An 18979-nucleotide genomic window follows, 5' to 3' on the forward strand; every position below is an offset into this window, starting at 1 on the left:
AAGATCAATTTCAAAGGCAGCTTAAACAGCAGGACTTCATGTTTTTGGACAATAATTTTCATATCGCCGACTTCATTTATGATAAAGATTTTAAAACGAAAAGCAAGCTTTCGATCGGTATGAATTACGCGAAATACTCGAATGAGAATAACACTTCATTCTGGAGAAAGGCATATGATTTTTCTAACACGGAAATAAATTCCTCAGAAAATGATAGCAGAAATTTTATTACTTCCAGACCATATGAAATCTGGACATTCAATACAGATTACAAAACAAACATTGGAAAGGGTATTGATCTAAAATTCGGTGCAAAATATGCCCGTGCAAATACAGAAAGCTTCTTTAAGAATCTAGCCACAGATGGAATTATCGATGCAGGAGAATTAAATAATGAAAATAAGGTTTAATATAACGAAAATATACTTGCAGCCTATTCTTCTCTGAATGGTAAATTGAAACACTTCTCCTTCGATTTAGGCTTGCGATTAGAATCATTCGACTATAAATTACGAGCCGTTTCAACTGACGAACAAATTAAAAACAACTATCTTAATTTATTTCCGAACTTTAATATACGTTATGATTTCGAAGACCTTAAAAACAGCATTGCTTTATCAGGGAACAGAAGAATCGAACGTCCCGGGTATAGTATGCTCAATCCTTTTGCGGTGAACAATAATCCTATCTATTTCACCAATGGTAACACGCATTTGAAGCCATATTTTGCGAATAGGCTAGATCTGCAATATTCACATAAGTGGAATAGCAACCATTCACTGATATTTTCTTTATATGGAAACTCCTCGAAGAATATGTTTACATATATCTCCAGATATAATGAGGAAGTTGGGAGTCCAGAGTTTAACTATTATAATGATTACAATCTAAATCAAATTGGAGGTTATGTCATGTCGCAAAACAAGTTTGGAAGCAGCGTGAATGTCAGTACATATTTATCAGCACAACGCCCAACTTTCAGATCGAACAATACAGAAGATATTTTGTTACCTGGGATTGTCAACTTTAGTGGGTCGATCAATACTTTCATCTATATTCTGCCAAAGACTACTGTTCAAATACTCGGCTTTTATGCATCGAAAAGAAATAGTTTTCAAATGCAATATGGCGCAACGGGATATATCACGACGGGTTTACAGCAAAAAGTGCTTCAGGACAAGTTAAATATATCCCTCACGATTGAGGATATTTTCAACTTACAAAAAGGACCTATTTCCAGTTTAGGCAATGTGATTAGCATTGAAACAGTGAATAAATTGAAGTCACGCTATGCAAAATTGAGTTTCAGCTACAATTTTGGAAAAACCTTTTCAGCAAAACAGACCAAAAAGCTCGAAAAGGATTCGAGGATAGATTAACCCATCAATACTTTGATCATCACAGATGATTCGTGGAGGCATAGCGCTGGATATAATTGAGTTTAGAAAATAGTTTAAATACAGATAGACATTAAAATACCGCGAATTTAAAACGATTCACCACGAATTGGAATTCCCTTGAAAATTTGAGGAAAGTTATTCTAATTTAGTCCTATAAATACATAGAAGAAAAAGTGAATTATGAATGAGACTATCATAGAATTTGATAATAAAAAGCGCCTGAAATTAGCGCTGTTTGGTTTGCTGATGACGATAGCGGCTTTGGCATTTGCCTACTATATCTTCTTTGTCGCCGAAAAAATAAGAATTTTCCCTGGGTCACTGATGTTGACCTTAGGAGGCTTAGGGTGTTATTGTCTGATTGGTGGTATAAAGGCCCTATTTAATAAAAATCGAACCGGCCTCCTATTAAACGCAGATGGTATTCGATATAACGGTACACCAGTAGGAATAAAGGTTGGGACAGTAAAATGGACTGCGATTCAATCCGTCTCAACAGGGATGGCCCATGGTGTCCATTTTGTTTTTTTGAAGCTACACAATCCCGAAAATTATATACAGCAGTTCGCTCCACAAGTACAACAACATCTGCTCGAAAATGGAATAGCCATTTCATCCGATCAGTTGTCGCTTGACTTCAATGAGCTCAAAAACCTCATTGAATCATATTATCAGCGGTATCAGCAATAGTAAAAAGAAAAAGATTAGAACCCCCAAAATCGTTCAAAACCTGTACAAATCAATTGAATGAGTTGTTCGCCTAATATTTTTCATTGATCTTTTAAACAAAGTAAGTTAGGACGTCTAAACAAAACCCTGCGTCAAAATCCCTCCTACCTTTGTCTTAACAAAATCAAATTTTTAAAAATGAAAGCAAACAATTATCAAGGGGCATTACAGAAACCAATCGGTTCTGGCTTCACAGCAAAATCTACTTCCGAGGACGTCATTAAAGGAATTGATCTAAGCAATAAAATCGCAATTGTAACGGGAGGTAATACGGGAATCGGACTTGAAACTACCAAAACGCTCGCTTCTGCCGGTGCAACTGTTATCGTTCTTGCAAGAAACGTTGAAAAAGCAAAAGTAAATTTAGCAGGTATAGTAAATATCGAAATCGAAGAAGTGGATATGATTGAACCATCTTCTATTGACAGATTTGCTAGAAAATTCATTTTATCAGGCAGACCACTTCATTTACTAATCAACAATGCCGGTATTATGTGGGTCCCTTTGCAGCGTGACCAACGTGGAATTGAATCGCAACTAGCGACAAATTATTTAGGGCAATTTCATCTTACAGCTAGACTGTGGCCCGCATTAAAACAGGCGGGTGCTGCACGAGTTGTCAATGTATCTTCTCTTGGACACCATAATTCTTCCTTCAATTTTGAAGATCCAAATTTTGAAAATCGCGAATATGAAACTCTTCAGGCTTATGGTCAATCAAAAACGGCAAGCAATCTTTTCACTTTAGAGCTAGATAACCGAGCCAAAGATTTTAATATAAGGGCGTATTCTTTACATCCCGGCTCGATCGGAGGTACAGAATTGGGGCGGGATGCAGACCCGGAACAATGGAGGAAGTTAGGATTTTTAGATGAAAATGGAAATATACACCCAGCGATGATGGCTGCATTGAAGACCATTCCACAAGGTGCTGCGACTACGGTTTTTGCAGCGACCAGTCCGTTATTAGATGAAATAGGCGGTGTATATCTGGAAGATAACGATATCGCAGAGTTGCTACCAACAGATCCTTTAATCCCAACCCATACAAAACTGCATCAGAACGGTGTCCAACAATATTCATTGGATAAAGATTCAGCAAAACGCCTTTGGCACCTTAGTGAAGAAATGATCGGAGTAAAGTTCAATATAGACTAATATCCAAACGGCTTACGATAAAAGATTTAGCTATTAATTTTTTATATTTATGTCATCACAATGCCTTTAAAGCCGAACAGAAAATTCGAATCATGGAGTATAAAGCAAAATATATAACAGATGATATTAAGCTATCCTGTTATGAGGATAAGTTTTTCAAATCGGATATCAGTTTCGAGTGCCATATGTTAATCTGGTTTATTTCCGGCGAAACAAAAATTGTACAAGCCGATGCTACTTACGTGTTTAAAAAAGGTGATATTTTTCTAATTCCAAGAAATCAGTTAGCAACAATTATCAACTACCCAAAAGATGGACAGCCTCACAAAACGGTCGTGATGCACTTAACGAGTGAGAAGCTAAAAAATTTCTATGCAAATCTGACCATAGAGCCTTCTGCTCGAAAATCGGAAAAGATATACAGCTTTAACAATCATCCTTTACTGGAAAGCTGTCTTTCCTCATTGATTCCTGATTTTGAACTACAGAAACTGCCCGAGAACATTGCCTCCCTGAAAATCACGGAAGCAATCAGTATCCTCCGGGCGATAGATAAAGAAATAGATCCTATTTTGGCTAACTTTGAAGAACCCGGCAAAATTGACCTGGCAGGCTATATGGAAAAGAACTTTATGTTCAATTTATCGCTGGAAAAATTCGGTTATCTGACAGGACGAAGTTTCACCACCTTCAAAAGGGATTTTAGCAAGATTTTCAACCTCACACCGCAGCGATGGTTAACAAAAAAACGATTGGAGCTAGCACACTATCAATTTGTTGAAAAAAGAATGAAACCAATCGAAGTTTGTTACGCGGTAGGATTCGAAAATCTTTCACATTTCTCCTATGCGTTTAAAAAGCATTTTGGTTACACGCCTACCGATCTGCTAGCATCGGGACTTTGAAAAAATGTTGAATAGGTCTAATAGCGAATTTCATTCCGGATACATATTAAGCATTTGAAAACGTTGAATACAAATCATAGCGAGCGCAAGCTTATCTCAAAGGCCACCTATCATCGTGCAGACTGAAAACTCATATATATCAGCTAGCACAGATGAATCCAACTCTTATACGTCTAATGGGAGCAGCTTATAATACCTTCGAATCAATTCTATTTTATGAATTTTATTCCAGTTGCAATATAGAAATTACGATAAATAATTACAGATCCAATTGAATACCTAAATTTGCTATTGTCCCGCTTCCTTTTACATAATAACGGCCTTCATTGGTGGCTCCTCTCACCTCCGCGTGCAGCGGGAAGTAATCATTATTTAGGATATTATTAACTGAAAAAATGAAAGCTAGATTCTTTAATTTATAGCGCGTTTGGAAATCCATCAGCCCATAGCCCGAAATCGGGTATTTGCCATAATTATATTCAGAAGGTTGAAAAACATCGCGTTTACCCAAATGTAAATATTGGAGATAGACGTTCCACCGATCTGTCAATTTGAAATCGGCATTAATATTTATTTTAAAAGGCGAAATAATGGAGTTGTCCAATTTATCCTTATACTTTCCCTCATTTTTCAAATCTTGCCTACCATCCATGTACCCGAGTATAGTACCAAACTTGAACCAGTCAACAGGAGTTATATCGACAACAAATTCCAAACCGTAAATACGTTGCGGCACTTGAATCAATTCATAATTACCAGGTGTTGACGTTTCTGCGAACGTACTGCCTTTTTTGGAGGAGCTATAATACCCTGTCAATTGGTAGCTCAACATAGAATAGGTCCCATTTAGACCCAACTCAACGTTATTGACGACTACTGGCTTCGGATCGATTTGACTCAAAGGTACTCCATTTCGCAATACAAGCCCCACATCGCCAATAGAATATCCTTGCGAAAATGAAGCAAAGGGCTGTAGGTATTTCAATTTATTATACCTTCCTGCCAAATTGAATACAAATGCATTTGAATTGCTCTTGTCTCCCGGAGTGACTTTCCCTGCTTTTGTCAGATCCCCTACCTTAAAATCCAAGTTTTCGTACCGCACACCACCTTTCACTATCCAGTAATCGGCGAGATTAAATTTACTTTGAAGATATAAAGCCCCACTTTTCATGTTCATATCGGGTGTCACTAATTCATCGCTCAACGTTTTTTGAACCGTGTGATCTTTTAAAAGATCTACTCCATAAATTAAGGTTACTTTATTGTTGTTGGATAGATCAAAGGGCGTACTGAAATTTAGTCTAGCTCCCTTATGATCAGAATAGTTTTGGTTGTAGGTTTCAAATACCGTGTTCATATCTTCATAATAAAGACTCATATTTGCTGAAGTCCGACCAAAGTTGCCATCATACTTTACATGAAAAGCTTTATTGTAAGGTGTTCCGCCATTAATCACTGTATCTGAAGGGATCCCAATAGCGGGTTTACTTCCAAACTCCCCCTTAGTGCCGACGTATTTACTATCCTGAACACTTCTATAATAGTTCCCCATCAATTCAATGCGATGATTATTGTTAATCTGATAACCAATCTTCGCCAAGGTATTATAACTTTTTGTCTCGCCCAGACCATAAAATGGACTTACAATGGTGCCATCAGAGCTGCGGACCACGCCGGTTCGCGCAATCTTTCCTTGCACGACATAATCAAACTTGTTTTGCGATCCCGAAAATACTTGTGCCAAATTATACCCATATGTTTCACTTGGTTTGACCAAGCTTAGGGAATTATTTAAAGAGGTTGACGAGTGAAAACTCTTGTCTGTCTTTGGCTTCTTTGTAATGTAATTAATTATACCACCGGCGGCACCATTTCCATACATTGCAGAGGCACCGTTGATGACTTCAATATGGTCAATTGCGCTAGCGTCAATCGTCTTCATATCTCTTCCGCCATTTCTTAAAGGAGTAGATTGAGGAATCCCATCAATAAGTACCAAAAAATTCCGACCACGTATTTTAGCGATGAAGTTGTTTTGGCTTTCCTCACTTGGAGAGATACTTGGCACTTTCTGCATTAAGATATTAGGTAAGTTGTCATTTATCAGACGCTGATCTTCTAAGGTCTTACCTCCGATATAGGTAATTGACGATGGTACTTCGTCGATGCTTTCAGCCAATCTGCTCGCCGTCACGACAACTTCATTCAAATGATTACTTGTTTGTTCCATGACAAAGTCCGGAAGCTCCAGAATTTCCCCTTCCAGTGCGATCTGCGATCTGATTTCTTGAAAACCAATATGCTTTACGGTCATGGAGTGAATTCCTTTAGGAATCTTTGAAAAAATAAAATTCCCCTCATTATCAGTCTTGGTACTATTTATCCCGTCAATATTGATATACACATTGGACAAACCTTTCCCCACTGAATTTTTCACTTTGCCCTTAATTATCCCTGGTTCTTGACCATGACCATTTTTCTTAAGAGTCATCGGTTTTTCCATGGAAAAACTTATTGCTGGAATTATAGAAAAACTTAAAACCAATAGACTACTAGCCAATATTGTATTCTGGGTAATAAACCAAGATCTTGTTGTTTTTTTCACGTATTTAAGGTGTTAAAAAAATCATTTGCCCTGTCTGCATATTGATGTCTTTCTATTTCCAAACCTTGCTATCCTGGAAATACTGCTCTGCAAAAAGACATAATTACTATTTAGACTAATTATTATTAGCGGCAAATATAGTAAAGTTGGGAAATACTTAAAGCTAAAAATTTAGAATAATAAGCGATCGAATAACTCCATCGATTATTCCATTAGGATGCAGAATGATAATAGCAGCAATAAATCTTAATGTACATTATGTTTTATGCTTGTTGTACTCCATTTTTTGCTGCTTCAACAGTCCCTAACTTTATCAAACAAAAGAAAACAGGTTCCTCTAGGTCAGATTTCATGAATACCGGAACCATTGACATTATAAAAAATTAGTATTAACATTTTAAATCTTAAAGTCATGGCACTTACAACAAGAATCAACGCGGACGATGTAGCGTTTTTATTGATCGATCATCAAAGTGGTCTATTCCAGACAGTAAAAGATATTGAAGTACCTACATTGAGAAGTAATGTAGTCGCTCTTTCACAGGTCGCCGCTATTGAAAACATTCCTGTTATTACAACTGCTTCAGAACCAAAGGGTCCGAATGGTCCATTGATGACAGAAATCCACGAAAATGCCCCACATGCACAATATGTCGGACGTACTGGTGAAGTAAATGCATGGGACACTCCTGCATTTGTTGAAGCTGTTAAAGCTACTGGTAAGAAAAAATTGGTTATTGCAGGTGTATTAACAAGTGTTTGTGTGGCGTTTCCTGCCATTTCAGCAATTTCGGAAGGTTATGAAGTTTTTGCGGTCATTGATGCTTCAGGCGATATGAGTCCATTATCAACACAAGTAACAATTTCTCGATTACAGTTGGCAGGCGTTATTCCCATTACGACCACAGCTGTAATTAGTGAAATATTAAAAAGTTGGAAACATACGGACGCTGCGAAATATGCACATGCACTTTCCTTGGTGATGCCTAATTATCAAGCTTTAATAGAAAGCTATTATAAAGCACAGGAAGTCGCACTAGAAAGCAAATAAGTATTTTTATTTTGTTTAACCATCTGCGGGATCGCTTTTACATAAGCTTATTCCGTAGATTACCTTCCGTTTAAAAAAAGCGTATCATCCGTTTTCATCACTTTTACCCTTTTCCTAAAGGAATAAAGGTCTTTTCCGTTTGGCAGTCTGGATAAGAAAATAAAAAAGTCCCAATTTCTCAAAAAGGGACTTTCTTAGTATATAATCAAATTACTTTTTTGTTTTTGACACTTGAGTTATCAGTGTATATTGCTGAGATGAACCATCAGCAGGAGGATTTCTGACCTCTTCGACCTTTACTTTGATCACATATTCATATCCTGATTCGTAGTTAAATCCCTGGATATTTCCATAAAAATATTCCCAGTTATCTGATTCTTCCGCCTTGACCTGCATGCACTTCATTGGGCTTACACCTTCGCAATCAACCAACTGCGGTCCCACAATCATTATTTTCTCATTGCTTTCAGCAGAATTTTTGCTACACTGGATAAAAAAGAATAAAATGAAGACGGCAAGAAGCCCCTTGAGTAATTGGTTTATACGTTTCATAAAAGAAATTTTAATAATAACTAATATAACCATTATATATATTCTTTACTATACCTATTTTACGCGCATCAGTATTGCTTATAACAACAATATTCAATATCTTCAAACCTGATGATTCTTCTTAAAGCGTTTGAGTTCACTTAACACAGCTTCTTTTTAGTAGTTTTTCCTATCGCGTTATAAAATTACGAAACGATTCGCTGATAATATTGTTCTTCAATAAACAATCGTATTTAATATGGAAGATCTATTATATTTGGCAGGTATCGGTATGGTGATCATGTGGTCTGTCACTTTTTTAGGCGGATTCATAACTGAAGATTTTATTCATATACTTTTATTTTTTGCGATGATAGTGTTTATATTTCGTGCAATTAAGGGTTTTAACAACTCTAAGGTGCATCAACCTCAACAGTAAATCAAAGCTATTAATAAACCAATCGACCGGCAATAAAGATGACGATCCCAAGCCAATTAAATCAAAATCAATGGTACGATATGCATAAACAGAAGAGCGACTTCGACTCCTGTCAAAGAATTTTGGAGGCTTTATGTGGCCACACGAAAATGAGATATGGCATGATACGCAAGAAAGATGGCCGGAAATGGGGAAATTGGTGTGTTTACGATTATCATTCTCAGAAGATCGTCAATAAAAATAGTGAACACTACGTTAAAATATATCAGGAAATAAGGAAAGGTTTCTCCCCTATTTACATTGATGATACCGAGCAGTGTTCTGTCGACGAATGGACACAAGTTCTTCACGAATTCGGTTTAAAAAGCTATATCTCTTACCCAATTATTAACAAAAATAATTCTATTGTTGGGCACTTGAGTTTCATGAACGCTGAACCAGTACACTTCGACCCAATTAAATTAGAGACGCTGCTACCTGTTTGCAGTGATTTGATTGCAATAGATTTCAAAACCATTATTGAACGTAGAAATACGAGGAAAAAATTGGAGCAGGAACTTAATTATTCCAAAAACAGAGAACTTGTTTTATCGTCCTTGGCTCACGACTTAAATAATCCCGTCAGCATCGTAAAAGTGATATCACAATATCTTGGCGAAAACATTAAAGATGAAAGCCAAAAAAACTTAATAAAGAAAATACAAGAGGCTTCATCACGCGTCAAAGGAGTGATAGATGATATTTTAGATTTCAGTAGTATCCGTCTTCAAAACAAGCTAATTAGAATTAATGATCATTATCGCATGGATGCATTGATCAAGCAAATTTTATCTGAATTTGAAGTATTACATAACAGAGCACTAATTGCCAACATCAACCTTCCAGTTGATGTACCTTGTGATCATCAGAAAATGGGGCGTGCATTCACTAATTTAATTGGAAATGCGATAAAACATGGTAATCCTTTTCAAAATATCGAAATAAATGCATTCATTCAAAAAGAAAATTTCATTTTTAGTGTTACAAATGAGGTCTCCTATCCTCAATATTCGGATCTTAAAGATCTATTTAAACCTTTTGTAAAAGGAGTCAATAGTAATGGGCTCGGATTAGGATTGTTTATTGTGAGTGAAATAGTAAAAATTCATAAGGGAAAAATAGCCGTAAATTTAAAGGACAATAAAATAACTTTTAACCTGATGATCCCAATAGATTCAACTACAGTTGTTCAATAGTAAAGTATAAACCAAGATTTCGTATTAAATTTTCGGCTGTTACCATCGTATTTTCTTTTATTACTACCTATTATTTATGTTCGCCTGTCTCCCTTGCTGCAAGTTCATCATGTGCAGTAAGATCAAGACGTAAAGGCGTAATAGAAACCAAATTGTGTTCTACTGCCCAGCGATCAGTACCTTTTTCAGCCGGTTCTAATGGCACCACTGTGATCCAATAGTTTTTCCTTCCCATAGGATCCTCTCCGGGCACCACACGGCCATCATATAAACGTACTGATTGTCTTGTCCAGGAAAGCCCCTCCGGGTTGGCTGGAAAATTCACATTATAGAGAGCAGGGCCTTTATTTTTCAGTAAAATCTTCAGCACATCGGTTGTCCACGGATACAATCCTTCAAAATCCGGCTCGGTCTTTCCTACGGGTGTGCTCAATGCTATACCGGTAATACCGAGCAGTGTCGCCTGCTTTGCCGCAGCCAAAGTTCCGGAATGCCACATGGAATTGCCTAAATTTGGTCCCATGTTAATACCCGAAAGTACAACCTGCGTATCGGGAAACATATGTAGACCCAACGCCACACAGTCTGCTGGAGTGCCATTTACCCTAAACGCTTCAATATCCTCAAAAGTTATCGGTGCACGTCGGTAGCTTAAGGGCCGGGAATGCGTAATAGCATGTCCCATAGAAGATTGCTCCACATCGGGCGCAACAATCTTTACCGTCCCAAACTCCTTTGCTGCATTTGCCAGTGCCGCAATCCCCGGTGAATAAATGCCATCATCATTGGTAATAAGTATATTCATAACTGTCCTTTTCTATGAAAACCAATCTCAAGCAGGCTTTGTTCAGCTTTTATGAAAGAACATGGCAAAAACATAAGGTTAGTACATAATCCTGCTGCTGGGGATGACTCAAACGGAGACAAAGATGAACTATGCCAATTGATTGAAGATCTTGGCCACAATTGCATTGTAGTAACCAAAAAAGATGCTGTCAAAAAAATCGACCCGCAGACAGACATCATTGCCCTTGCTGGCGGTGATGGGACTATAAGAATGGTAATTATGGCGCTATTGGAAAAAAAACTACGATTTAAAAGGCCAATCGCCATACTCCCACAAGGCACTGCAAACAATATTGCTATTTCTCTTGGTATTCCTTTGAACATTGAAAAAGCTATCGATCTCTGGAAAAATTGCCAACTTAAAAAATTCGATGTAGGAATGGTTATGGGGCTAGAAAGAAAGCCGTTGTATTTTATTGAATCCATTGGCTTTGGTGTATTTCCTTTACTGATGAAGAAAATGGATAAAAAAAATACAGAAGAGCTGAGCGCAGAAGATGAAATCAAAACCGCACTAAGGCAGCTTCGCAAACTGGTAGAAACATTCCGAGCTACCACACTAAGACTCACAGTGGCTGGAAATAATTATGAAAAAGATTGCATACTTGTTGAGATCATGAATATATCAAGTATGGGACCGCGGCTAGTTCTTGCTGCTGACGCTGACCCTGGAGATGGACAATTTGATATCATCATTGTCACTGTCGATCAACGCCAGGAACTTATTAGCTATATCGATGGACTATTGAATGGAACCAACGTCGAATTTAAAATAAAACCTATCCGGGCTAGTCGATTGGCGATGGAATGGGAAGGCAACGAAATACACATCGATGATGAGCACAAGAGTTACTTCGGCCAACAATTGAAGCTTACCTCGCTCGAAGGTATAGTTGAAATTGTCACTGGCAATAAATAAAATATGATTTGAACCAACGATAATGGATCAAAAAATGTTCTTTTTTAAAAAACTCGTTAAAATGAACAGATCTAAAAACACCAAAGAAACGCATGTTGGCATGCTTGTTCTTATCATCGCAGCCATTCCAAACCCAGATCCACGGGAGCCAAGCCCAGACTTATCCGAAGCTCAACAAGAGGGCACTTCCAAAGAAGATAGAGATCCCAATACCAATCAATCGGGTATTAAAGATGATCGTACCCATGACAGGGAGGAAGCGCAAGCCGAGCAGAAAGAAAAAGATGATGAAGATAAACCTGATCTTTCGGGTGATATCAATGTCTAGATAGGGCCACATCTTCTGCTAGCTGTATAGGTGTTGCGCCGACCTTAAAATAGCAAGATTGCTCAGCTAACACTGGAAGAAGCTTCCCATTTTTAATTTTTTTGTGGTGGAAAGAAAAATAGTTTTGGATTTATTTTGAAATAGATCCAAACCGCCTTTCCCATTTTAATCAATTCTTTTGATGGAAGGTTCCTCGAGCGAAACGCTAACAGTAAGGAAAGGGAAAAGCTGACCATAAAATTAAAGAATCCTATGATACCAATCCCTAAAATGCCCCAAATCCATATATCAGTAGATAGCTCCATCCCATGACCAAATAGTCCCAATGCCAGATTCCCACTGGCGAATGTAATGTGCCTTATATCTAGATTTAAACCTAAAAAAAGTCCAACGGAAGCTGTCGTTCCCATAAAGATCCCAAACCAAATATTGGATACGATACCAGCCCATTTTTTTTCATAAAACGAAGCTAGTTTGTTTGTTTTTGCCTGGCCGAATATTTTTTTCAATAGGGGATGTTCTTGAATGCGGTAGTACACAGAGTTGTGTTTGTCTCGGTTTGAAATACTGCCGGCAATAATCCCGGAAAGAAATAGAAAAATACCGGCGATAGACGCATGCAAGATCAGCGGTGTTTTTATTGGATTAAGATCATTGACCAGATGTAACCACTTGGCGCTCGCAATATTGACCTGAAACAATTGTTGAATTACCCAGACAAGAAAAAGGCTCATCGGAAAAGCCATCACAACATTACCAATAAAGGCAATAAACTGAGACCGAAATAATCGGGCAAACAATTCAGCAAATTTCCAATAACGATGTTTGCTGTCCCCCTGTTCGGAAATCCCTTGCTCAATAGCGTTCACCAATGCAGAAGCTGTCATCGCAGGCTGTTTGGTTGCCAAAGTTGCACCAAGAAGATAAATAAACGTAAAGCCAATCGCATAATTCATGCTGTAAAGAAATGCATGACCAAATTCACTGCTGTGTATCTTACCTAACAATAATTTAACGATGCACATAACGCCGACAATGAGGCCTCCTCCACAGGCTGAACGGAACATTTTCCAATATTCCTGTTTACTTGAGGTAATATAATGCTCACCGGTCTGCGCAGTATGATGCGTAATTTCGTAGGCCAAGAGCTGTGTACTCTGTCCAACCAATTTGCGAATATTGCTTTTCCGGGAATTATAACCAATAAGTGTAGTGCCCAGCGCAATCGTCTTTTGCCTCTTTTCATCTGCATGATCGATGACTAAAAACGACAAGATTTCTCGGATCCTTTCCAGTTGTTGCCGCATACGTAAGAGCGATTGATTCACTTTGATGGAAATTCCAAAACGATGTGAATTATCGAAAGCCGTTTCAATATACGATTCGCATTGCTTATGAAGTACCAAGATTTGTTTATAAGAAAGATCATCCGAGGAAATAAACTTATATTCTGATTGTAAAATACGATCATTCAATTCGGTAAACTCCCGCATAATAGCAATAAATGGGCTATCAAAATTTTGAAACTCGGGTACCATCTTGTTTACGTCTGTTTCCATTGCACGCCCGGTAATACGTTGAACCAACAGTTCCAACCCATACAATATTTCGGTCATTCCAAAACCCGTTTTGTCATCGTAAATCGTTTCAAATTGACATACACGAAACAGCTCATCGAACTGATGTTGCGGAATCGCGGCAACCCAGTCCGCATCCCCAGGTTTGTAAAAAACCTGATTTAACAGATATTGTAAAGTAGACTTAGGTGGTTGAAAAGGCAAATACCGCTCGGTGATTCTTTTTTTTAGTTCATAAAAAAAATCTGCGTAACTAATTATACCGGTATCAGAAATCAATTGATCAAAATCTTTTTCAGCCAAGACTCTTTTGAGATAAAGTTGAAAACATTGGAGTTCTTCGGGTGCTGCTGTAAGAAAGCCCAATAAAAATTGAATATCAACCTGATAAAGTACATGAACATGCTTTGGCCGGATGATGTCCACGAGTAAAACCAAAAAATCAACGTTTACATAAGCAGGATCCCTTAATTCACCTTTAAATCGTCCAAACAAACTTTTTACCTGCTGCTCTTTATCCTGTTCTTTTCTCATAAATTATAAAATCCCTACTCTAGATACCAAATTTGCATACATTTTGTTTTCCTACTCACAAAGATTGGCTCGCTGAATTGTGTCAAATAGCCACTTGAATCAATGATTTTGGTCATTTAGCTTCCACTTGAAGTTTTATACTTTTACAGGTAAGAAATTATAAATCAACGATTAACTTGATATAAGAGACGAAAATGAAAAATAACAATAAAATGAAGCCTGCAAAATTATGTTACGAACATATCGGCGGAAAACTCGGCCAACTTTTACTAGAGGCTCTGATTATAAAAGGCTGGTTAGCAAAAGTAGATCCTAGTGATAAAAATTTCTATATTACTGAATTTGGAGCATCTCAATTGACGGCATTTGGTATTGACCTATCGCAAATTAAATCCTGAACAAAATGAGTTTAATATTGGATTACGACAATTTCTTTCTACCCGTAGAAAATCTCGAGAAGGCAAAGGAATTTTATGGAAATCTACTTGGCCTAGAAACTAAATTCGATTTTTCGGATAAGGGAATGACGGCTTTCAAGATAGGTGACAATGAACCTGCAATCATTCTTAGTACATTACAACATACCAAACCGACGATTTGGTTTACCGTTGCCGATGTCAGGACAACATATGAACGGCTTAAGGAAAAAGGGATCGTATTTTTAAGCGAGCCATTTGAGATCATGACAGGTTTAGCAGTTGAATTTAACGATCCATCCGGAAACAAACTTGGAATAACAGATTATTCCAAATCAAATAAAGTGTAAAGTTCGGAGGTACCCGCTGAAGCAATGTATAGTTTAGTGTAATATATCGTATCTTGCTATCCAATTTTAAACCAAACATCAATGTTATGCGAAGAATCCTTTACTCCATATTAGCTACCGGCCTTATTTTTGCAGGATGCGCAGGAATGAAAAGCCAGGGAGATAATACTGGCTGGAAATCATTATTTGACGGAAAAGACATCAATGATTGGTTTGTTAAAATTCATCATCATGATGTCGGTGTGAACTACGGAAATACGTTTAGAGTCGAAGATGGAATAATTAAGGTCAGATATGATCAGTATGATGATTTTAATGATCAATTTGGCCATTTATATTATAAAACACCCTTTTCTTATTATCATTTAAAGTTTGAATATCGATTTGTAGGCGCGCTCCATAAAGGTGCCCCCTCCTATACGCTTCGTAACAGCGGCGTGATGTTTCATTCGCAGGACCCCAGAACAATGTTGAAAGAACAGGACTGGCCTATTTCTGTCGAAATGCAACTTTTAGGAGGATTGAGCGATGGTCAACCCCGTCCTACAGGAAATATGTGTTCCCCTGGAACCAATGTGGTCTATCAGGGCAAAATAGCTTCCTCACATTGTTTAAATTCTACTTCGAAGACCTATGATGGTGATCAATGGGTTAAAGGGGAATTGATTGTATTGGGAGATTCGTTAATCAAACACATCATTAACGGAGATACCGTACTAGAATATTCAAAACCTCAGATTGGAGGTGGAACGGCCAATGGGTATGACCCCAAAATGAAGATCGATGGTAAGTTGCTCAGCAGTGGATTTATCGCTTTACAGAGTGAAGGTCAACCCGTAGATTTTAAGAATATATGGATTAAGGAGCTGCCTACACCAAATAAATAAGGAGCTAAAAGAAGGTGTAATTAATAATCTCAAATTGTCATAAGGAACTTAAACAGTTACTGTTCTCGTGGTGCATAGCGCGCAAAAAAGAAATTGTCTAATGGCGAAAGCTCAACAATGATTTAGTATTTTTAAAATAATAAACACTTAAAACAAAGATGGTAACATCAGATTTAACTATGGACAAAATAACAAAAGAAGATATTATCGAAGCTGAGAACCAGCTTTTTGCGGCTCAGCTAGCAAGTGATGTAGATGCTCTTGACCTCCTTCTGTACGATAGTCTGGTAGCAATTGCGCCAGACGGCCAAATGCTAACAAAAGAAATGGATCTAAATGCGCATAGGTCAAAGGCAATGGTTATTGAACAAGCCGCAACAGAAATCAATGCGATCAAGCTCGTGGGAGATACCGCACTTTCAGTCGTTACGATGACGGCCAAAGGTCAGGTTATGGGGGCACCACTCGAAGGAAAATTCCGGTATTTTAGAACCTGGAAACGCATTGACAACTCATTAAAGGTTATTGGGGCAAGTTTTATGCAATTACCCTCATAAATAATTGGTAATAACTAATTAAAAAAAGAATATGTTAGCACTTGTCTGCATTACAAAAATTAAAAAACGTGCTTTTTTTGTAGCTTGTATTTTTTCTTGTTTTCTTATCTCTTGTCGAAATATTGGCCAACCCGTCAATAAACAAAAATCGGGTTCCTATTTTATTGATTCGAAAGGGCAGATCGCTTATTGTCAGAATGGAAATTGGTTTAGCTTGGGTATTTCACAAATGCAGGCTGACGCCAAATCGTTTGAAGTCCTGTCAGAAGATATCGCCAAAGATAAAAATGCGGTCTATTTTCGTGGGATGCCCCAAAAACTTGTAGACAAAAGTTCCTTTTATGTTGACCAGCAGATTCCAAAAGATCGTTTTCACGTTTATTATATCGATCAGGTCCTGGGCTTCCATATTATCGAAGGCGCAGATCCGAAGACATATGAGCCGGTTGCGGGTCATATAAACTGGGCACGCGACAAGGATCATTACTTCTATTCGAATGATCCCATAAAAGTCGACAGGAACACCTTTTCGTTCATCAACGATTACTTTCTAAAGGATAAAGACTCCGTATATATTTCACCTAATATCGGTACTTTTAAGGCAATTTTAGCCAATACTGGAAACGTTGAAGCGATTAACAAATATTACATAAAAATTTATGACACGATTTATTATCCGCCATTTCAACAGGGGTTAGCTGTTGTAAAGAGGCCATTTAACACCATTCACAAAATTCGTGTGCTTGATCAGGACCATATCAATATCGACAATAAAACTATCCTATTCAGAGGAAAAGATTTTAAATATGCGCATGTTGATGCCCCCTCTTTTAAATTATATCCTATTGATGAAGAAATTGACTCTTACGGAAGCAACTCCTATTCAAAAGACAAAAGTCACGTGTTCTATAATCAGGAAATAATCCCAGGTGCCTATGTAAAAACATTTATACCCTTGGGCAATGATTTTGGAAAAGACACAAAAAATGTGTTTTATAAAAACCAGTTGCTTGAAGAAGTAGATGCAAGAAGCTTTAAGAAGGAAGGCGATTTTTATAAGGACAAACTTGGCAATAAGTTTAGTAGCCTTACAGGAAAAAAGGTATAAAATCCATCATGGAAGCAATTAGTCAGACGTTAAGCGCTATACATCAAACAACATTCTCTTCCTTCCTTGGGTTCGCCACAATCCGACCAATATAACAATTTCTTTTTCCATTACTTACAAATTTGTTAGTAACACACAAATAGCTGCTTGACACCCAGAAGCAAGTATTTGCCTTTACATTTGCTCGTATAATTAATCATACACAACAGTTTTTATTTATGAAAAAATACGCATATATAGGCGCTTTGGGTTTTCTCGCAGTAATCACAACAGAGTTTGGCATTATTGGCATCTTACCGCAACTAGCCGATCATTATCATATCAGTATCGATAAAGCAGGTTATTTATTGAGTGCTTTTGCTTTGATCATTGCGATAACTGGGCCATTTATGACATTACTGGCTTCGGGATTCGACCGCAAGAAAGTCATGTTAACTGCCATCGCTATTTTCTTAGTCACAGCGATTGTCTCTTCATTATCCCCTCCTTTTTGGTTACTGCTTATTGTAAGAATTCTTCCGGCCTTTCTCCAACCTGTCTATATTGCAACAGCATTGTCTGTCGCCATTTTAAAAGGGGGGAAACAAAATGAAAATGAACTTATGAGTATTGTTTTCAGTGGTGTTGCGATAGCCATGGTAACAACCGTCCCCTTCGCCACCTACATTGCCAGTCTTTCTTCTTGGACATATTCTTTCACAATACAGGCAGTTGTCAGTATAATCGCGCTATTAGCGATCTATCTTACCATTCCTCCGTTGCCCGTGAAAGAAAAAAAAACCTATGGAAGTCAAATGAAAATATTAACCAAGCCCATCTTTTTGGTCAGCACCGCCATGAATTTCTTTATGGTATCAGCTTGGTTTTCTACCTATAGTTACTTAGCCGAGTATTTAAACAAAGCAAAGAATATGGACAGTACCATGGTTAGTTATATGTTATTTGTATTTGGTATTATCGGAGTCATTGCTAACTGGGTTGCAGGGAAAATGCTCAACCGAAATATTACGTTTACCACGGCCTTTTTCTTATCGGGTACACTTATTATCCCCTTACTACTGTATTTTTCCGATGACAATCTATTCGCCACGTTCTGTACGATTGCCTTGTGGGGATTTCTTTATTCTCCTAGCTTCTTAAACGCATCTACCTATATGATTTCCTCTGCACCCGAGGCGCTAGAATTTGCCAATAGTCTAGCGACTTCATTTGGCAATCTTGGGGTAACCTTGGGAACTACCGTAGGTGGCTGGATTATCGTTTCGAAAGGTGTAGAATTTTCGCCATGGCTTACGATGGGCTTTGGTTTTCTTGCTTTTTTGATGATCGCCCTACGACAGTTTCTAGAAAAACGTAGCGCAATAAAGCAAATAACGGTCGCGCAGTGTACATCGCAATAAT

Annotated in this window: 18 protein-coding genes and 1 pseudogene; 15 read left to right on the top strand and 4 right to left on the bottom strand. The window is 37.7% G+C overall.

Annotation, left to right across the window (positions count from 1 at the left end; translation table 11 throughout):
* Positions 1–38: 38 nt before the first annotated feature.
* The 4 genes and pseudogenes from B3H30_RS04915 to B3H30_RS04930 all read left to right on the top strand — a co-directional run bounded on the left by B3H30_RS04915 (position 39) and on the right by B3H30_RS04930 (position 4192).
* A pseudogene (locus B3H30_RS04915) lies at positions 39–1379 on the top strand (outer membrane beta-barrel family protein).
* A 201-nt stretch (positions 1380–1580) separates the two neighbouring features.
* Positions 1581–2090, top strand: a complete 510-nt coding sequence (locus B3H30_RS04920; RefSeq protein ID WP_070566822.1) for an STM3941 family protein — start codon at positions 1581–1583, stop codon at positions 2088–2090.
* A gap of 177 nt (positions 2091–2267) precedes the next feature.
* On the top strand, positions 2268–3287 hold the full coding sequence (locus B3H30_RS04925; RefSeq protein WP_070566824.1) for an SDR family NAD(P)-dependent oxidoreductase: 1020 nt from the start codon (positions 2268–2270) through the stop codon (positions 3285–3287).
* Between the two features lie 92 nt (positions 3288–3379).
* A complete protein-coding gene (locus B3H30_RS04930) occupies positions 3380–4192 on the top strand; it encodes a helix-turn-helix domain-containing protein (RefSeq protein WP_070566826.1) in 813 nt (270 codons plus the stop codon).
* Positions 4193–4451: 259 nt separating this feature from the next.
* On the opposite strand, the gene B3H30_RS04935 is transcribed toward B3H30_RS04930, so the two are convergent.
* Complete coding sequence (locus B3H30_RS04935) at positions 4452–6686, bottom strand: TonB-dependent receptor (protein ID WP_286833528.1); 2235 nt, start codon at positions 6684–6686, stop codon at positions 4452–4454.
* A gap of 526 nt (positions 6687–7212) precedes the next feature.
* On the opposite strand from B3H30_RS04935, the gene B3H30_RS04940 reads away from it, so the two are divergent.
* Complete coding sequence (locus B3H30_RS04940) at positions 7213–7851, top strand: isochorismatase family protein (protein ID WP_070566830.1); 639 nt, start codon at positions 7213–7215, stop codon at positions 7849–7851.
* A 210-nt stretch (positions 7852–8061) separates the two neighbouring features.
* Here the strand turns inward: B3H30_RS04940 and B3H30_RS04945 are convergent, their stop codons facing one another.
* A complete protein-coding gene (locus B3H30_RS04945; protein ID WP_070566833.1) occupies positions 8062–8403 on the bottom strand; it encodes a DUF4377 domain-containing protein in 342 nt (113 codons plus the stop codon).
* Positions 8404–8641: 238 nt separating this feature from the next.
* Here B3H30_RS04945 and B3H30_RS24845 point away from each other — a divergent pair, with 238 nt between their 5' ends.
* Entirely contained in the window at positions 8642–8821 is a 180-nt protein-coding gene (locus B3H30_RS24845) for a lmo0937 family membrane protein (protein ID WP_070566836.1), read from the top strand.
* 80 nt (positions 8822–8901) lie between these two features.
* A complete protein-coding gene (locus B3H30_RS04950; protein WP_175442011.1) occupies positions 8902–10056 on the top strand; it encodes a GAF domain-containing sensor histidine kinase in 1155 nt (384 codons plus the stop codon).
* Positions 10057–10126: 70 nt separating this feature from the next.
* Here B3H30_RS04950 and surE read toward each other — a convergent pair whose 3' ends face one another.
* Positions 10127–10861: a 5'/3'-nucleotidase SurE gene (surE, locus tag B3H30_RS04955; RefSeq protein WP_070566840.1), complete on the bottom strand. Its 735-nt coding sequence runs from the start codon at positions 10859–10861 to the stop codon at positions 10127–10129.
* Positions 10862–10912: 51 nt separating this feature from the next.
* Between surE and B3H30_RS04960 the strand changes: the two genes are divergently transcribed.
* Positions 10913–11821 (top strand): diacylglycerol/lipid kinase family protein, encoded by a 909-nt coding sequence (locus B3H30_RS04960; protein ID WP_070566842.1) that lies wholly within the window; start codon positions 10913–10915, stop codon positions 11819–11821.
* Positions 11822–11882: 61 nt separating this feature from the next.
* Complete coding sequence (locus tag B3H30_RS04965) at positions 11883–12149, top strand: hypothetical protein (RefSeq protein WP_139145015.1); 267 nt, start codon at positions 11883–11885, stop codon at positions 12147–12149.
* A gap of 92 nt (positions 12150–12241) precedes the next feature.
* Here the strand turns inward: B3H30_RS04965 and B3H30_RS04970 are convergent, their stop codons facing one another.
* The gene (locus B3H30_RS04970; protein WP_070566846.1) at positions 12242–14260 is read right to left on the bottom strand and encodes a recombinase; all 2019 of its coding nucleotides are present in this window, start codon (positions 14258–14260) and stop codon (positions 12242–12244) included.
* A gap of 194 nt (positions 14261–14454) precedes the next feature.
* Between B3H30_RS04970 and B3H30_RS04975 the strand changes: the two genes are divergently transcribed.
* The 6 genes from B3H30_RS04975 (at position 14455) to B3H30_RS05000 (ending at position 18978) form a co-directional block, all read left to right on the top strand.
* Positions 14455–14658, top strand: a complete 204-nt coding sequence (locus B3H30_RS04975) for an ArsR family transcriptional regulator (protein WP_070566847.1) — start codon at positions 14455–14457, stop codon at positions 14656–14658.
* 5 nt (positions 14659–14663) lie between these two features.
* Positions 14664–15026, top strand: coding sequence for a VOC family protein (locus B3H30_RS04980; protein WP_175442012.1), 363 nt, complete (start codon positions 14664–14666; stop codon positions 15024–15026).
* Positions 15027–15112: 86 nt separating this feature from the next.
* The gene (locus B3H30_RS04985; RefSeq protein WP_070566848.1) at positions 15113–15913 is read left to right on the top strand and encodes a 3-keto-disaccharide hydrolase; all 801 of its coding nucleotides are present in this window, start codon (positions 15113–15115) and stop codon (positions 15911–15913) included.
* A gap of 179 nt (positions 15914–16092) precedes the next feature.
* Complete coding sequence (locus B3H30_RS04990; protein ID WP_083296000.1) at positions 16093–16470, top strand: nuclear transport factor 2 family protein; 378 nt, start codon at positions 16093–16095, stop codon at positions 16468–16470.
* 31 nt (positions 16471–16501) lie between these two features.
* On the top strand, positions 16502–17578 hold the full coding sequence (locus B3H30_RS04995; protein WP_217493543.1) for a DKNYY domain-containing protein: 1077 nt from the start codon (positions 16502–16504) through the stop codon (positions 17576–17578).
* 218 nt (positions 17579–17796) lie between these two features.
* Positions 17797–18978, top strand: a complete 1182-nt coding sequence (locus B3H30_RS05000) for an MFS transporter (protein WP_070566850.1) — start codon at positions 17797–17799, stop codon at positions 18976–18978.
* The last annotated feature ends 1 nt before the right edge of the window (position 18979 follow it).

This window comes from Sphingobacterium sp. UBA7038, from assembly GCF_002494055.1.
Lineage (GTDB): Bacteria > Bacteroidota > Bacteroidia > Sphingobacteriales > Sphingobacteriaceae > Sphingobacterium > Sphingobacterium multivorum.

Excerpts from the sequence above, each read along its gene's own strand:
- B3H30_RS04920 (WP_070566822.1), top strand. The coding sequence starts at position 1,581 with ATGAATGAGACTATCATAGAATTTGATAATAAAAAGCGCCTGAAATTA.
- B3H30_RS04925 (WP_070566824.1), top strand. The coding sequence starts at position 2,268 with ATGAAAGCAAACAATTATCAAGGGGCATTACAGAAACCAATCGGTTCT.
- B3H30_RS04930 (WP_070566826.1), top strand. The coding sequence starts at position 3,380 with ATGGAGTATAAAGCAAAATATATAACAGATGATATTAAGCTATCCTGT.
- B3H30_RS04935 (WP_286833528.1), bottom strand. The coding sequence starts at position 6,686 with ATGACTCTTAAGAAAAATGGTCATGGTCAAGAACCAGGGATAATTAAG.
- B3H30_RS04940 (WP_070566830.1), top strand. The coding sequence starts at position 7,213 with ATGGCACTTACAACAAGAATCAACGCGGACGATGTAGCGTTTTTATTG.
- B3H30_RS04945 (WP_070566833.1), bottom strand. The coding sequence starts at position 8,403 with ATGAAACGTATAAACCAATTACTCAAGGGGCTTCTTGCCGTCTTCATT.
- B3H30_RS24845 (WP_070566836.1), top strand. The coding sequence starts at position 8,642 with ATGGAAGATCTATTATATTTGGCAGGTATCGGTATGGTGATCATGTGG.
- B3H30_RS04950 (WP_175442011.1), top strand. The coding sequence starts at position 8,902 with ATGCATAAACAGAAGAGCGACTTCGACTCCTGTCAAAGAATTTTGGAG.
- surE (WP_070566840.1), bottom strand. The coding sequence starts at position 10,861 with ATGAATATACTTATTACCAATGATGATGGCATTTATTCACCGGGGATT.
- B3H30_RS04960 (WP_070566842.1), top strand. The coding sequence starts at position 10,913 with ATGAAAGAACATGGCAAAAACATAAGGTTAGTACATAATCCTGCTGCT.
- B3H30_RS04965 (WP_139145015.1), top strand. The coding sequence starts at position 11,883 with ATGAACAGATCTAAAAACACCAAAGAAACGCATGTTGGCATGCTTGTT.
- B3H30_RS04970 (WP_070566846.1), bottom strand. The coding sequence starts at position 14,260 with ATGAGAAAAGAACAGGATAAAGAGCAGCAGGTAAAAAGTTTGTTTGGA.
- B3H30_RS04975 (WP_070566847.1), top strand. The coding sequence starts at position 14,455 with ATGAAAAATAACAATAAAATGAAGCCTGCAAAATTATGTTACGAACAT.
- B3H30_RS04980 (WP_175442012.1), top strand. The coding sequence starts at position 14,664 with ATGAGTTTAATATTGGATTACGACAATTTCTTTCTACCCGTAGAAAAT.
- B3H30_RS04985 (WP_070566848.1), top strand. The coding sequence starts at position 15,113 with ATGCGAAGAATCCTTTACTCCATATTAGCTACCGGCCTTATTTTTGCA.
- B3H30_RS04990 (WP_083296000.1), top strand. The coding sequence starts at position 16,093 with ATGGACAAAATAACAAAAGAAGATATTATCGAAGCTGAGAACCAGCTT.
- B3H30_RS04995 (WP_217493543.1), top strand. The coding sequence starts at position 16,502 with ATGTTAGCACTTGTCTGCATTACAAAAATTAAAAAACGTGCTTTTTTT.
- B3H30_RS05000 (WP_070566850.1), top strand. The coding sequence starts at position 17,797 with ATGAAAAAATACGCATATATAGGCGCTTTGGGTTTTCTCGCAGTAATC.